13 protein-coding genes are annotated in these 15,109 nt (G+C 65.8%); 5 read left to right on the top strand and 8 right to left on the bottom strand.

Translation table 11 applies throughout. The annotated features are described in order from the left end of the window. Positions 1 to 6 precede the first annotated feature (6 nt). Positions 7 to 1,026, bottom strand: coding sequence for a zinc-binding alcohol dehydrogenase family protein (locus tag VAE53_RS09660; protein ID WP_322819170.1), 1,020 nt, complete (start codon positions 1,024 to 1,026; stop codon positions 7 to 9). 2 nt (positions 1,027 to 1,028) lie between these two features. Further along, positions 1,029 to 1,979 (bottom strand): dihydroorotate dehydrogenase, encoded by a 951-nt coding sequence (locus VAE53_RS09665; RefSeq protein ID WP_322819171.1) that lies wholly within the window; start codon positions 1,977 to 1,979, stop codon positions 1,029 to 1,031. A gap of 525 nt (positions 1,980 to 2,504) precedes the next feature. Here VAE53_RS09665 and VAE53_RS09670 point away from each other — a divergent pair. After that, positions 2,505 to 3,572, top strand: a complete 1,068-nt coding sequence (locus VAE53_RS09670; protein WP_322819172.1) for an Mrp/NBP35 family ATP-binding protein — start codon at positions 2,505 to 2,507, stop codon at positions 3,570 to 3,572. 471 nt (positions 3,573 to 4,043) lie between these two features. Then, on the top strand, positions 4,044 to 4,670 hold the full coding sequence (locus tag VAE53_RS09675) for an NYN domain-containing protein (protein WP_322819173.1): 627 nt from the start codon (positions 4,044 to 4,046) through the stop codon (positions 4,668 to 4,670). 10 nt (positions 4,671 to 4,680) lie between these two features. Here VAE53_RS09675 and VAE53_RS09680 read toward each other — a convergent pair whose 3' ends face one another. Next, a complete protein-coding gene (locus tag VAE53_RS09680; RefSeq protein ID WP_322819174.1) occupies positions 4,681 to 5,091 on the bottom strand; it encodes an OB-fold domain-containing protein in 411 nt (136 codons plus the stop codon). A 1-nt stretch (position 5,092) separates the two neighbouring features. Continuing rightward, positions 5,093 to 6,286, bottom strand: a complete 1,194-nt coding sequence (locus VAE53_RS09685) for a hypothetical protein (RefSeq protein WP_322819175.1) — start codon at positions 6,284 to 6,286, stop codon at positions 5,093 to 5,095. 121 nt (positions 6,287 to 6,407) lie between these two features. On the opposite strand from VAE53_RS09685, the gene VAE53_RS09690 reads away from it, so the two are divergent. Then, positions 6,408 to 8,732, top strand: a complete 2,325-nt coding sequence (locus VAE53_RS09690; protein ID WP_322819176.1) for a ComEC/Rec2 family competence protein — start codon at positions 6,408 to 6,410, stop codon at positions 8,730 to 8,732. A 64-nt stretch (positions 8,733 to 8,796) separates the two neighbouring features. Beyond that, positions 8,797 to 9,522, top strand: coding sequence for a ribonuclease PH (gene rph, locus VAE53_RS09695; RefSeq protein ID WP_322819177.1), 726 nt, complete (start codon positions 8,797 to 8,799; stop codon positions 9,520 to 9,522). Here rph and VAE53_RS09700 read toward each other — a convergent pair. Beyond that, entirely contained in the window at positions 9,519 to 9,848 is a 330-nt protein-coding gene (locus VAE53_RS09700) for an HIT domain-containing protein (protein WP_322819178.1), read from the bottom strand. The genes rph and VAE53_RS09700 overlap by 4 nt on opposite strands. 68 nt (positions 9,849 to 9,916) lie before the next feature. Between VAE53_RS09700 and VAE53_RS09705 the strand changes: the two genes are divergently transcribed. Continuing rightward, entirely contained in the window at positions 9,917 to 11,203 is a 1,287-nt protein-coding gene (locus VAE53_RS09705) for a DUF1015 domain-containing protein (RefSeq protein WP_322819179.1), read from the top strand. 7 nt (positions 11,204 to 11,210) lie between these two features. On the opposite strand, the gene VAE53_RS09710 is transcribed toward VAE53_RS09705, so the two are convergent. From VAE53_RS09710 to VAE53_RS09720, 3 genes are read right to left on the bottom strand one after another with little or no spacing between them, the layout of a single operon-like run. Beyond that, positions 11,211 to 11,921 (bottom strand): response regulator transcription factor, encoded by a 711-nt coding sequence (locus tag VAE53_RS09710; protein WP_322819180.1) that lies wholly within the window; start codon positions 11,919 to 11,921, stop codon positions 11,211 to 11,213. Then, positions 11,911 to 13,662, bottom strand: coding sequence for an ATP-binding protein (locus tag VAE53_RS09715; protein WP_322819181.1), 1,752 nt, complete (start codon positions 13,660 to 13,662; stop codon positions 11,911 to 11,913). Before VAE53_RS09715 ends, VAE53_RS09710 begins: the two co-directional genes overlap by 11 nt. After that, positions 13,659 to 15,053, bottom strand: a complete 1,395-nt coding sequence (locus VAE53_RS09720; protein WP_322819182.1) for a class II fumarate hydratase — start codon at positions 15,051 to 15,053, stop codon at positions 13,659 to 13,661. The genes VAE53_RS09715 and VAE53_RS09720 overlap by 4 nt, the downstream gene beginning before the upstream one ends. Positions 15,054 to 15,109 lie beyond the last annotated feature (56 nt).

The raw sequence follows: 15,109 nt of genomic DNA on the forward strand, positions 1-15,109 counted from the left end.
GAATTGTTACGCGTCGCTGCCTAGCGAACCAGCGACGTCGAGCACCGCTGCCCCGCGAACACGACCCTCCGCCAGCGCAGCCAGCGCTTCGTTGGCGGCCTCCAGCGGATACACGTCGAACTCGGTTCGGATTGGAATAGTCTCGGCGAGTTCGAGGAACTCCCGGGCGTCGCGGCGAGTGAAATTCGCCACACTCCGGAGCGAACGCTCCCACCAGAGGAGCTCGTAGGGAAATTGCGGCACGCGGTCGAGGTGGATGGCGTTGATGGCGACCGTGCCACCTCGGTCGATCGAGGCCAGCGCACGGATGACTACATCGCCGGCCGGCGCGAAGGTGATTGCGGCATCGAGGGGAACGGGCACGGATTCGTCGTAGCCCCCGGCCCAAACGGCACCCAGCGCGCGAGCTCGCTCCTGCTCCGCCGCGGAGCGAGTCACGACGTAGACTTCGCAATCCCAGTGGAGCGCCACTTGGATTGCAAGGGTCGCGGAAGCACCGAAGCCGAAGAGGCCGAGACGCCCTCCCGGCTGGATACCGCTGATCTCGAGCGAACGGTAGCCGATCACACCGCCGCAAAGGAGCGGTGCCGCCTGGAGGTCGTCGAAGCCGAGGGGGAGTGGCAAGGCGAAGTCGGCTCGCGCCGTGAGATAGCCGGCGTAGCCGCCGTCGCGGTCCCAGCCGGTAAAGGCGGCGGCTTCACAGAGATTCTCGCGGCCTGTTTTGCAGCGAGGACAAATGCCGCAGGCACCCGCGAGCCATGCGACACCTGCGCGATCTCCCGGCTTCCAGCCGTGTACACCTTCTCCGAGCGCTACGACCACCCCGACGGCCTGGTGCCCGGGAACGATGGGGAGTCGCTTGGCTGGAAGGTCGCCTTCGACCAGCTGAAGGTCGGTGCGGCAGACTCCACATGCGGTCACGCGGATGAGCAATTCACCCGGACCAGGCTCCGGCCGGGCGATCCGTTCGATGGCGAGCGGTCTGGTCCCTACGGCGCCCGGACGTTCGAGGCGAGCGGCAAGCATGGTCAGGCCACCGGACTTGGCTGGGCACATCCGATGATGTCGGAGATGCGGGTCACGCCGCTGGCCACGCACCAGGCCTCGAGCCCATCCACGATATCGAGAAGGGCGCGCGGGTTCGCGAACGTGGCCGTCCCGACCTGGACGGCCGTTGCCCCGGCCATGAGAAATTCGATGGCATCGCGGGCGGTGCTGATGCCGCCGCATCCGATGACCGGGACATCGACCGCACCGGCCACGTCGTACACGATGCGCAGGGCAATTGGCTTGATCGCAGGTCCGCTGAGGCCCCCGCGCGCCCGGGGAAGTACAGGCCGCCGACGCTCGATATCGATCGCCATGCCGAGCACCGTGTTGATCGCGCAGATGGCCGCAGCGCCCTCGTCGGCGCAGGCCCGAGCAAGGGCTACGGGGTCTGTCACATTCGGGGTGAGTTTGACGATGACCGGCAGGTCGGTGTTTCGAACTGCCGCGCGGGTCGCCCTGGCCGAGGCTTCCACGCTCTGGCCTATCTCCATGCCTCCGGTATCTACGTTAGGACAGCTGATATTGAGCTCGATAGCGGCAACGCCCGGAACACCGTCGAGCATTCGGGCCATGTCGCCGAACTCATCGACGGTGTCGCCAGCGATGTTGACGATGACTGGTGTGTCCCAACGGGCCCACTCGGGGGCCAACTCGCGGATACAAGCTTCGATCCCGACGTTTTGGAGCCCGATCGAGTTGAGCATGCCTGCCGGGGTCTCGGCGACGCGCGGCTGTCGGTTGCCCGCCCTGGGTTCCATTGTTACCCCTTTGGAGACCACCGCGCCCAGCCGCCCGATCCCGGCCGGACCGAAGTGGTGCAGGAACTCGAGGCCCCAGCTGAACGTTCCGCTCGCCGGCATGACGGGGTTCCGAAGGAGGAGACTCCGTTTGTGCTTCGGAGCGAGTTCCACGGAGAGGTCGGGCGGCACGTGTTCAGTGTACCGCGCAGAACGGCGACGGGCCGAGCAGTGCCCGGCCCGTCGCTCGCTTTCTCTACGAATGCGTCGGATGCGTCAGGAGTCCGAAGTCCGCCTGCCGCGGAAACGGGAACCATTCAGGCTGAAGCTGTCGCTGTCCCAGAGCGGGTCCTCCGAGGAGTTGCGAAAATCGCGAACGATGCCGCATCGCTTGCAGCGACCGGTGCTGATGGCTCCGTTCGGGGTCTCGATGACCCAGTGATGGCGGCAGAGCACTTGGCCTGTCTGCGCCGGCGTAGAAGTCGTCTCTATCATGGCTGCTCCGCGAAGGTGCTTACCGGTCGGTAATCAAGAGTATACCACCGGCTGGGGGCGCAAAACGAGGCTATGGGGAGAGGGCGTAACCTGCGGTAAAGTGCCCCAGGGTTTGGCCTGGTTCGTGAAAGGGGGTACGATCGGAGTGCAGGTTCTCGCCCATTGGCCCGCGGCCCGGCCGGTTTCCCTGCAACTCCAGTCCAGTCGAAAGGCCCATTGCGGATGACTTCGGCCTCCACGATAGACCGCGACGCAGTCGCCGCCGCCCTCGAAAGCGTCCAGGACCCCGAACTTCACGCTTCCATCGTCCGGCTCGGCATGGTCAAGGATGTCGCGATCGATGGCGGGCGGGTCTCTCTCACGGTCGAACTGACCACGCCAGCGTGCCCCTTGCAGGAACGCATCGAAGAGGATGTCCGCGCCGCGCTCGCCACGGTCCCCGGCGTCGAAGCCGTCGAGATCGCATGGGGCGCCAAGGTCCGGGCCACCGACCCCCGCGAGGGTCAAAAGCCGATCGATGGCGTTCGGAACATCATCGCGGTTGCATCCAACAAAGGGGGAGTCGGCAAATCGACCGTGGCGACGAATATCGCGGTCGCCCTCGCTCGCGCCGGAGCGAGCGTCGGGTTGATCGACGCCGACATCACCGGTCCGAATCTGCCCACCATGTTCGGGTTGGCTCCGGGGCTTCAGGCGGGGTCGAGCGATGGGCTGAAGCCCGTCGAACGGTATGGCGTCCGGGTTGTCTCGATCGGGTTTCTCCTGCCACGCGGAACCCCGGTCGTATGGCGTGGCCCGATGATCGGCAGCGCCGTTCGCCAGCTCTTGCACGACGTCCCTTGGGGCGACACCGACTACCTCATCATCGACCTCCCGCCAGGGACAAGCGACGCATCGATGAGCATGGCTCAGGATGCCCCCATAACGGGCGCGGTCATCGTGTCGAGCCCGCAGGCGGTCTCCGTCGAGGATGCAATGAAGGCGGTCGCGATGTTCGAAAAGCTCGGCGTGCCGGTCTTCGGGATGATCGAGAATCTGAGCTACTTCATCGCGCCGGACACCGGAAAGCGGTATGACATCTTTGGCCACGGCGGCGCGCGGGAGGCCGCAGAGGAGCTCGGCATCGATTTCCTCGGTGAAATCCCGATCGAGCCAGCGGTGCGTGAGGGCGCGGATAGAGGCATCCCGGTCGTGTACGGTGCTCCCGAATCGGAATCTGCCCGCGCTTTCGACCGCATCGCCCGCAACGTGGCAGCCAGAATCAGTGTTTTGCAAAGGATGGGGGGATAACCCCGAGAATGGATTATGGTACTCAATATTTTTCCGCGGCGTGAAAAAACCGCGGCCATGCCGGCGGAGCAGCCGGCCCCACCTCCTCCACCCGAACCGTCGGCCGAAGCGCTCGCGGAGGCGAAGCCTCGGCGTCGTCGTGCCCCGAGGAAAACAGAAACCGATAACCTCGCCCCCACGGTGACCCAGCCGGCGACTCCAGAGGCCGCACCACAAGAGCCGGAACCGCAGGCGCCTTCCGCGGACCCCCCGCGCCGCCGCCGGTCGCGGGTTGCAGCCATGGCCGACTCGGGCGCGCAATCCGAGTCTTCGAGCGACGCGCAAGCCGGTGAACGCCCCGGACAACGTCGCCAGCAGCGCAGCGGTCCAGCCCGCGAAGCGACACCCTCACCCGGAGAGCTGGAACCGACGGCACCCGCGCGGAAGGACCGCACATCGACACCGGTACCACCGGTACCAGCAGAGAGGCAGTTGAGCCAGCTGGCGAACGAGATTTCAACGCTCACGCGAACACTGGAGGCGCAAGCCGGACAGCTCGCGCAGCTCGTGCGCGTACAGGAAGACCTGGCTCGGCGCGTAGTTCAGGCGTCGGGGCCGGCTGCAGCACCTGCCCCGCGGATCGGGGTCTTCGTCGATGCGGCGAACATCGAACTGGCGCTCGATCGCCTCAAGCACCGGGTCAACTGGAAAAAGCTGCTCGATTACCTTTCCGAAGGCAGGCAGCTAGTGCGGGCGGTAGCCTACTCTCCGGTGCACGACGACCCAGGGGTAAGCATCGAAACGCAGCGCTTCGCCGAGCCGTTCCTCGACCAGGGCTACCGCGTCGTGACGAAGCCGCTCCGCCGGTTTGCGGATGGAACCATCAAGGCGAACGTCGATATCGAGATCGCCCTCGACATTATGGAAATGCTCGATCGGCTCGATGTCGTCGTACTCGTCTCGGGAGATGGCGACTTCGAGCGCTTGGTCGAGGTCGTGCAGGCGAAGGGCGTCCGTGTCGAAGTGGTGTCCGTGGGTAGCAGCACGGCCTCGAACTTGAGGCACGCCGCCGACCGGTTCATCGACATCCAGGCCATTCTGCCGAAGGTCCGCGCCTGACCTGAGGGTATCAGACGGGCTCGAAGACGGGGATAGCGAGTCCGGTGGACTGTTCGAGCCAGGTGAGCTTCACCCGCTGGCCGATGTACACGTCCTTCGTTGGGTCGGCGACGTTCACGACGTTGGTCAACATGCGGAAGCCTTCGTCGAGGTCGACGTAGGCAACGGCGTACGGGCCGAGCTCGGCGAAGGATGGGTGGCGGTTGAGCCGCACGACACTGAAGGTGTAGACGGTGCCGAGCCCCTTCGATTCGCGCCACTCGAGGTTGGAGGAACCGTTCTTCGGGTTGTGGCGGCGCGGGAAGAAGACGACGTCGCCAGTGTCGCGGTCGACCTGATAGAGGAGGCGGCGCTCCTTCGTTGCCTCCCAGAAAGGCTGCGTATCGGGCTCGGGAAACCGGGGCTGCGGTCTATCGGGCATATCAGTCCCTCGCAAGGATGATAGTGCCGCCCGTGTGGCTCGTGGCGAGCATGCCGCCGTTGCCATGGGCGATGGCAAGTCGGGCGTCGGGCACCTGAGAGGTCGACTCGTCCCGAAGCTGCCGGGTCGCTTCGATGAGGAGAAAGATGCCCCGCATCCCGGGATGGTTGGAACTCAGGCCCCCGCCATCGGTGTTGAGTGCCGGCTTCAGCGGACTGTCGAAGCGGAGACGCTGCTCCGATACGAACGCACCGCCCTCGCCCTTTTTGCAGAAGCCGAGATCCTCGAGCATGACGAGGACGGTGATCGTGAACGAGTCGTAAATCATCGCGACGTCGATTTCCTCGGGCGTGACATCGGCCTCTGCCCACGCCCTTGGCCCCGACTGAGCGGCAGCGCTCACGGTGATGTCGCTGCCATTCTCGGAGTAGCTGGTCGCTTCCCCAGTGCCGATGATCCAGACGGGCTTCTTGCGGCAGTCGCGCGCTACCTCGGGGGCAGCGATGACGACGGCCCCTCCGCCATCGCTCACCATGCAGCAATCCAACAGATGGAGAGGGTCGGCGATCATCCTCGAGTTGAGTACATCGTCGACGGTGATCTCCCGAATGTCCTGGAATTCGAGGTCGGTCATGGCCTGGACGGCCTGGGGGTTGCGCATGGCATGGGCACGTGTCGCGACCGCAATACGGGCAAGCTGTTCGCTGGTCGTCCCGTACTGATACATGTGGCGCCGGGCCACCATGGCGTAGTTCGAGATGAGTGTCATCCCATACGGGTCGGTCATGTTCGAAAGTGGGCTGGGGGCGCCCATGCTACCGCCGCCCATGGTGCCGATGCGGCGAGCATCGCTGTGCGCCGTAGAACCGTAGGTCAGCAGCGCCACCTTGCACCGGCCAGCGGCAATATCCCGTTTCGCGTGCGCAGCGTGGAACTCGTAGGAGCTGCCGCCGACTGCGGTCGTGTCGATGACTTTTGGCTTGAAGCCAAAGTACTCAGCGAGGCTCAGTCCCGCCATTCCGGCACCGTCCTGCGCATCGTAGAGGCCATCGACGTCTTTCCACGAAAGGCCGGCGTCTTCGAGAGCGCGGGCAGCGCATTCCGCCTTGATTTGGAGTGGAGTCACCCCCGGCGCCTTGCGCTTGGGGTATTCGTAGATACCGACAATGGCGGCGTCGCGCCGCTGTGTGGCCATGCAGCTGCTCCTGTCTGCTGGGACTGCGGGGAGGGGTTCGTCGCCGGACTCTACCGGCGCCTCGAGGGCCCGTCAAACGGAGCGTGTCCGCCCTGGGCCGTCTCTGGTAGCCTCCCGCCCGATGCTATTGGTGACCGTCGGTGCGGCGTGGGTCCTCGGACTGTTGCCGGTCGGTGCCTGGGGTGCTCCTTGGTGGATGGGCGCTGCCTGGACGGCGGCGGCCGGGGCTTCGCTGACGCTTCATCGGCGAGCGAGCTTGCCAGCCGTCGCGGCCGCGGTCGTGGCGGCAGGGGTCGCCGGTCTGCGCTTGGAGCAATCCCTCGACAGACCTGTCCCGCCGATCGCTTCTGCGGTCGGCCAGGAAGCTACCCTCTCCGGAGTTGTCGCCAGCGAACCCGAGCCCGGAGAGCTCACGACCGGGTACGACGTGTGGGTGGAGCGAGCGATTTTCGCCGACGGGAGCACGATGACGCGTCCCGGCACAGTCCGGGTATGGCTCCACCAGTACGAGCGGTACCTACCCGGCGACCGCCTCGTCCTTGAAGGTGAGCTGGAAGAAGCGCCCGTCTTCGATGGCTTCGATTACCGGAGCTACCTGGCAAATCAGGGCATCGGAGCAGTCATGTGGCGCCCGAAGACGGAATTCCTCGAAGCGGGCGCCGGTCTCGGGAGAGAGCTCACCAGGCTCCGCCTGGCACTCGACCGGTCGCTGCAACGCGCCATCCCGGAACCGGCTGCATCGCTCGCGGGCGGGATCGCGTTCGGACGCGATGGTGGTCTCTCGGAGGAGGTGAAGGCACAGTTCAACGCGAGCGGCCTGAGGCACCTGGTTGCGGTCTCGGGTGCGAATCTCGTCCTCGTCGCCGCCATGACGCTCGCGGTTGGCTCGCGCCTCGTAGGCCGCGCCCGCGCATGGCCTGCAGCCGCGGCAGCAGTTGCAGGTTATGTGGCGTTGGCGGGCTTCGAGCCGAGCGTCGCCCGCGCAGCGGCGATGACAGCGATCTTGTTCGCCGGCGAGCTGGTCGGACGGCCGCAGAGCGGGCTGCCGGGTCTCGCCGCCGCTGTCATCGTCTTGACCGCAGCTTGGCCGGGGCTTGCGCTCGATGCCGGATTCCAACTCAGCGTCGCAGCGACCGCTGGCCTCATCACCATCGGCCCGTGGCTACGGTATGCGTTGGATGCAACCCGGCGATGGTGGACGACCAGTTGGCTCCCCGACTGGGCGACCGAGGTAATGGCCCTCTCGCTCGCCGCCTCGGCTGCTTCGGCGCCAATTACCTGGGCCCATTTCGGTACCGTTTCGGTGGTCGGGCCGCTCGCCAACCTCGTCGTGCAGCCAGTCCTGACGCTGGCGTTCTGGGCGTCGCTCGCAACGGCAGCTCTGGGCCTCGTCTCGCGAACCGCAGCCGAAGTCACCGGTACGTTGGCGTACTACCCGCTGGCGTTCATCCTCGAGGCAGCTGCTGCAGCCGGTGGCCTCCGGTGGGCGTCCGTCGGTAGTGAGGAAGGACTGACTGACATCGGCATCGCGGCGACCGCGGCACTCAGTGTGGTGGCGGTGGTCGCCTACCGCTTCCAGCCTCCAGACCTGGAACTGCCGGACGCCGCATATGAGCGAGCCGAGTTGGGCAGTCGTCTCGTCATCGGTGGAGCAGCTGTCGGGCTAGTCCTCCTGATTGCGGGGAGCGCCTGCGGCCGCCCGCCAGCGCTCACGGTGGACGTGCTCGACGTCGGTCAGGGCGATGCCATTCTCGTCACCACCCCGCGCGGGACCCAGGTGCTGGTAGACGGCGGCCCGAGCGAACTACGGCTGGCGCGGGAGTTGGGCAAGCGGATGCCGCCGTGGGACCGGACGATCGAGGTGGTCGTCGTGAGCCATCCGCAGGAGGATCACATCGGCGGTCTCCCTGGCCTCGATGCGCGGTACCGGCTCCCGCGGGTCGTGACCAACGGCGATACCAACTCGACACGCACGGCGATGCTCGTCGCCGAATCCGTTGGCCGCCGGACGGTCGTCGCCGCGGCGGGCGACCGATTCATCGTCGACGGGGTAACGTTCGACGTGCTCTGGCCGTCATCCGGATACGCCACGGATGACCTCAATCGACGGTCGCTCGTCCTGCTCGTGAGTTACGGGGAACGTCGGGTACTTCTGGCCGGCGACCTCGATGCCCGCGGACAGGCAGCCGTCGCCGGTCGGGTCGATGGCAGGGTCGACCTCATGAAAGTGCCGCACCACGGCTCGCGAGATAGCGACCCAGCCTTTCTGGCGCTCGCCGATGGCGGCATCGCTGTCATCAGCGTCGGCCGAGGCAACCCGTTCGGGCATCCACACCCGGCGACGCTCGCCGCATTGAGCGACGCTCTCGTCTTGCGGACCGACATGAACGGGCACGTTCGCGTCGTGCTCTCACCCCACAAGGTACGGGTCGAGACCGAACGGTAGGCTTTGCCCAGGAGGGGCCCGAGGGATACGCTCGGATTGCGATTCCCCCATCCCGGAGCCCGTCATGACGACCCGAATCGATGGGCGCGCTCCGAACGAGCTGCGCCGTGTTCACCTTGCAACCAACGTCCTCGATTTCGCCGAAGGGAGCTGCCTCGTCGAGTTCGGTCGGACTCGCGTCCTCTGCGCTGCCAGCGTGGAAGACCGTCAACCGCCCTTCCTGCGGAACACGCAGAGCGGCTGGGTCACCGCCGAGTACGCGATGCTCCCGCGAGCTACACACACACGGAGCCAGCGCGAGGTCGAACGTGGCCGCCCCGGGGGGCGCACTCAGGAAATCCAGCGGCTTATCGGCCGCTCGCTCCGCGGGGTCGTGGACCTCGAGCTGCTGGGTCCCCGGACCATTACGCTCGATTGCGATGTGCTGCAAGCGGACGGCGGGACCCGGACGGCCTCGATCACCGGGGCATATGTCGCGCTTCGGCTCGCCGTGCGGAAACTCGCGAGCGCAGGGATCGTCAGCGAAGCGTGCATCACCGCCCCGGTCGCGGCGGTCTCGGTCGGTATCGTGCAGGGTGTGCCGATGCTCGACCTTTGCTACGAGGAGGACTCGGCGGCCGAAGTGGACTTCAACGTGGTCATGACGGGCGAAGACTCCTTCGTGGAAGTCCAAGGAACGGCCGAAGGCAAGCCCTTCACCCGCGACGCGATGAATGCGTTGATCGACCTGGCGAGGCTGGGAATTCGGGAGCTTTTCGCGAAGCAGGCCGAAGCGCTCGTACAGAGCTAGCCGACATAGTGGCCGAGGAAAGTGCCGCCCAGGATGTGGAGGTGGCCGTGTTCCTGGCTTTGCATGGCGTCGTAACCGAAGTTCGAAAGTAAACGGAATCCGCCCGGACAGAGCTGGCGACCGATTTCGGCCGCAATGGGCCCGACTTTGCCCATGTGGTAAGCCCAGAGCTCCGACTGGGTCGTGTGCTGTTTCGTCATTGCGAGGAGCATCACAGGAACCCAGCGCAGAATATTTTGGATGACGATAATTTCGTCATCTTCGTAGATGATATTGGCGGGCTCTTTGCCCGCGACAATGTTGCAGAAGACGCAGTATGTTGGCATGGGGACTCGGATCTTACCGGCCGGGCGCCCCGCGAAACAAACTTCGAGAGCCGAGACAGGGAGCGCCGATGCCCCAGTTCATACCTTTCCGCGGCCTGCGTTACACGGAAGCCGCCGGTCCCCTCGATCACCTCCTCGCACCACCCTACGACGTCATCACGCCGGCCATGCAGCGCGCACTCGCGGCCCGTAACCCTTGCAACGCCGTTCACCTCGAACTTGCCGAAGGGGGCGACGACCGATACGAGAGAGTCGCAGGTCTCGTGAAGGACTGGGTCCAACGGGGCCTCCTGAAACGGGACGAGCGGCCGATGATTTATGTCTACGAGCAAGAGTTCGTCGAGGACGGGCACGTCTACCGCCGCAGAAGCATCGTCGCGGCCGTCGAGGCGCAGCCCTGGGAAACAGGCCTCGTGAAACCGCACGAGTTCACGATGTCCGGGCCGAAAGCGGACCGTCTGCGGCTCCTTCAGACCACCGGGGTGCAATTCAGCCCGGTGTTTTGCATCGCACGCGATCGTGCCGGGCAGCTGCGCGCGTTCATCGAACGGGTCATCAGCGAGCTGCCACCCACGTCCACGGCGACCAGCCTGGAAGGCGACCATCATCGCTTTTGGGCCGTCGAAGGTGGGCCGTTCGAAATGCGCCAGTTGGCTCCGCTGCTCGCCGAGTCGTTCTACATCGCCGATGGTCACCATCGATACGAGACGGCAGTCGACTATCGCAATTGGCGAATGGAGCGCGAACGGCTTCCAGCCGACCACCCTGCTCGGTTCACCATGGCCGCGATTGTCGCCGCCGGCGACCCTGGGTTGGTGATTCGCCCGATCCACCGCCTCGTGCCGCGTCCGGCCCCTGTCGACTGGCGGCAGCGGCTCGGCGAGGCGTTCGAGATCGACCACGTGAAGTTGCCGGAGGGTGAAGCCGAGGGGCGGGCGGCGCTCCTCGAACTCCTTGCGACCTGCGATACCGTGGCGCTCGAGCTCGAACCGCGGCAGGTGCATGCGCTTCGACGCCGGCCCGGCACCTCGCTCGCCGGGCGTGTTCCTCCCGGTCACTCCGAGGCGTGGGCGAATATCGGTCCCAACGTCCTCCGCTACGGCGTCTTGGAGCCGCTCTGGGAATTCACCGACGCGGACTTGGCCGCCGGTGCCGTGGAATACACGCACGACCTCGATGAGGTGTTTGCCTTCCTCGATCGGTCACCGGGCAGATCGGCGGCCTTTTTGCTCAACCCCGTGCGCATCCAGGACGTGATGCTGCTCGCTGACCAGGGCGAGCGGATGCCCCAAAAGTCGACCTTCTTCCACCCGAAACTGGGCACCGGGCTCGTCTTCTACCCGCTCGACCCCTAAGTCCGAGCTACTTGGCTCCCCCATCTTCGGAATCATCGGTCGCCAGCATGTAGCCAATTCCCGGCAACGTCCGAATGATCCGCGGCTCCGACGGTGTGTCCTCGAGCTTGGCACGAAGCCGCGAAACCCAAACCCGGAGATACTGCAGGTCGTCGCGATATTCCGGGCCCCAGACCTTGGTCAGAAGCTCCGGGCCGAGGATGACCTTGTCGGGGTTGGCGGCGAGGTGTTGCAGGAGGAGCCATTCCGTCCGCGTAAGCGAAACCTGAGCGCCACTCTTGTGGACGAGGCGACGGTCGAGGTCGATTTCGACATTCCCCGCACGAATCACCCGTTGGACTTCTCCAGCGACAGTCCGCCGGAGGACAGCTCGAATTCGAGCACCCAGTTCGTCAGGGTTGAAGGGCTTCACGACGTAGTCGTCGGCGCCTGATTCGAGACCGCGAATCTTATCGCTGTCCCTGTCCTTGGCGGTGACGAGCAGGATCGGGACGTTGGACCGCTCACGAAGTCTGCGCATGACCTCGAGGCCCGAGAGCCCCGGCATCATGAGGTCGAGGACGACGGCATCGGGGCGCTGCTCATCGGCCAGGCGGAGCGCCTCTTCGCCGTTGGAAGCCGTCACGACACGGAACCCCCGCGCTCCGAGTTCGAGCTTGATCAGCCTCAGGACACCGGGCTCGTCATCGACGACCAGCAGCAGTGGTTCAGCACCCATCGTCCGCCTCCTGGGCACGGTACGCAGGTAACCGACAGATGACCGCGAGCCCGCCCTCTGGCCGGAGCTCGGCGTGAATGCTGCCGCCCATGCCCGCGATGAGCCTTCGGCATACGGTCAGGCCGAGACCAGCTCCCGGAGCGATGCTCGCCGTTCGGTCCGACCGATAGAACCGCTCGAAGATCCGCTCGAGGTCATCCGGCGGCACCCCCGGGCCTTCGTCCAGGACTGCAACGGTGCCACCGATAGCATCGCCCGCGACGACGACCTCGATCTTCGATCCTGCCGGGGCATACTTCGCTGCGTTCTGAACGAGGTTGCGCAGAACGTGTTCGAGGTAGCCAGGGTCGGCGGCGACGGGCGGCGGATGCGTCTCGACGCGCACCTCGAGCCGGCAGGCATTGCCCGGGTCGAGGGCGCGGGCAAGCTGAGGCACGAGCCGCTGGAGCAGGACTGGCTCGACGGGGAATTCGGAATCGAGCTCGGCCCGGGAGAGTGCGAGCAGATTTTGGAGCATCCGCGCCAACCGCTCCGCCTCCCGCTCGACATCGGCGAGAATTCCATCGGCGACCTCTGCGGAGATCTCAGCTCGCCGCGATCTCAGGACGCGGGCGCCACCGTGGATCACGGTTATCGGCGTCCTCAGCTCGTGGGAAATGAATCCGAGAAATTCGTCTTTTGCGCGATTGGCCCTCCGGACCTCCGAATACAGGCGGGCATGTTCGAAGGCCGTCGCAGCGCGGATACCAATTTGGCGAGCCACGTCGAGGTCGCGGCCATCGAATGGCGGAGACTCGCCCACGCGCAAAAAGGTCATCGCCCCGAAGACACCATCGCGCGATTCGACTGGAACCACGATGACCGAACGCGCACGCAGGGGCTTCGCAACGTCGAGCAAAGCCGGCCCACCGGCGAGGCGCCGCAGCAGCTCGTCGCTGACTGCCGGGGCGAACCAGGCGTTGCCTTCGCGGACTGCATTCCCAATCGCTCTTCGAATGTCATCGGCTGCCTCGGCGCGTTCGAACGCCTCGACGGCTGCGGCAAGCCCCTCGGTGGCGCATGCACGCGCAACACGCCGGAGGCTGCCGTCTTCGATGAGGTCCACAAAACAGGCATCGGCGAAGCGCGGCACCATGAGCGATGCCAGCGCGACCATCGTCCGTTCGAGGTCGAGCGACCGATTCAGCGCTCCGCTTGCATCCGCGAGCAGTTGCAGCGCTTCGTTGGCACGCGTGAGCTCTCGCTCGCGAGCGACCGAGCGCTCGTAGAGTTCAGTGACCGCCGCCTCGCGCTCGACGAGCCGGCGAAGGAGGCGCCGCATTCTGCCTCCGAATACAGCGATCAGGACCCCTTCGAGGAAGAATGCGGAAGCGAGGATCGCGTTTGCGGCGGTCATGTCCAACCGGTCCGGTTCTCCGACGAAAAGGAGGCTTGCAACGACCACCGAGACCACTGTCGCGACGAGCGCGGGCCCTGTTCCGGCGAGGAATGCGACCGCCGCCGCCGCACCGAGAAAGATGACGAACGTCGGTGCGAGTCCCTCGGTAAGGAGCCCAAGGAGCGCACGCAGCCCCACAGCTCCGGCAACGAAGGCGGCCGCGATGAGGTAGCCGCGGCCGCGCGGTTGTCGGTCATCCTCCACTGTCCACCGGAGGAGCCCGCGCAGGCGGGCCGAACCAGGAAGCACTGGCCGCGGGGGCGGGTCGGGAGAGCCCTGGTCAGCCGGGGCGTTGCTGCTCATCGCTCGCCCGTCATCCGGCGGAAGTCGAACAGGCGGGCGAGCTCGGCATCGGAGAGCCCGAGCTCCCGACGGGCAGCCTCGCGGACGGTGATACCCTCGGCGAGCGCGAGCTTGACCAGCTCGGCCGTACGGTCGTAGCCGATCTCCAATGCCAGCGGAGTGGCCACCGCGAGCCCCTGTTCGACGAGGCGAGGACCGCGGTCGGTTGCGCGGATGCCTCCGATGCACTTCTCGGCGAATACGGTCGCCACATTCCCGAGCAGGTCGATCGACTCGAGCAGTACCGAGCCGGCCAGCGGGAGCATGGTATTCAGTTCGAAGAATCCCCACTGACCGCACATCCCGATCGTCGCGTCGTTACCGACAACCCTGGCGGCCACCTGAACGACGGCCTCCGGAATGACGGGGTTGACCTTGCCCGGCATGATGCTGCTGCCCGGCTGCAAGGCAGGGAGCTCGATCTCGCCGATGCCGGCGCGCGGGCCGCTCGCCATGAGCCGCAGGTCGTTGGCCACCTTGACGAGAGCGACGGCCGCCGTACGAAGGTGACCGCTGGCTTCGACGATCCCATCGATCGCGGCTTGTGCCTGGAAATGATTCGTCGTCTCGACCAGTTGAACCCGCGCTACCTCGGAGACATACGCGAGGACTCGACCGGCGAACTCGGGGTGAGTGTTGAGTCCGGTGCCGACGGCAGTCCCGCCGAGCGCCACTTCGCGCATGGCCTCGGCCGCCGCCGTCACCCGACGCCGTGCCCGTTCGATCTGCCCTGCATAGCCACGGAACTCCTGCCCGAGCCGGATAGGGACCGCATCCATGAGATGGGTTCGGCCGGTCTTGACGACGTCGTCGAACTCGTTCGCCTTGGCCTGAAGGGCGGTCTCGAGCCGATACAAGCCTGGGAGCAGATGCTCGCGGATGCGGCGGACAGCGGCGAGATGGATCGCGGTAGGGATAACGTCGTTCGAGGATTGCCCGCGGTTGACATGATCGTTCGGGTGGACCGGGCGATAGACGCCGCGTGGGCCCCCACCCAGAAGCTCGTTCGCACGGTTGGCGATGACTTCGTTGACGTTCATGTTGCTCGAAGTGCCGGAGCCAGTCTGGTAGATGTCCACCAGAAATTGGTCGTCCCAGTGGCCTTCGGCGACCTCGGTCGCGGCCTTCATGATGGCTTCGGCGAGGGCCGGATCGAGCAAACCGAGCTGCTGGTTCGCCCGGGCAGCGCCCGCCTTGAGCAACGCGATGGCATGGATAATCGCGGGCGGGAAGCGTTGACCAGAAATGGGAAAATTCTCGATAGCGCGCGCGGTATCGATACCGTAGAGGGCATCGCGCGGAACCGGAAATTCGCCGAGGGCGTCTCGCTCGATGCGGAATCGGTCGTTCATGGAGGCAACTGTAGCAGGCCGATACGCGGAGGGCAGGATGTGGACTCGACGGCTTG

The organism is Tepidiforma sp., assembly GCF_034432735.1.
Taxonomy (GTDB): domain Bacteria; phylum Chloroflexota; class Dehalococcoidia; order Tepidiformales; family Tepidiformaceae; genus Tepidiforma.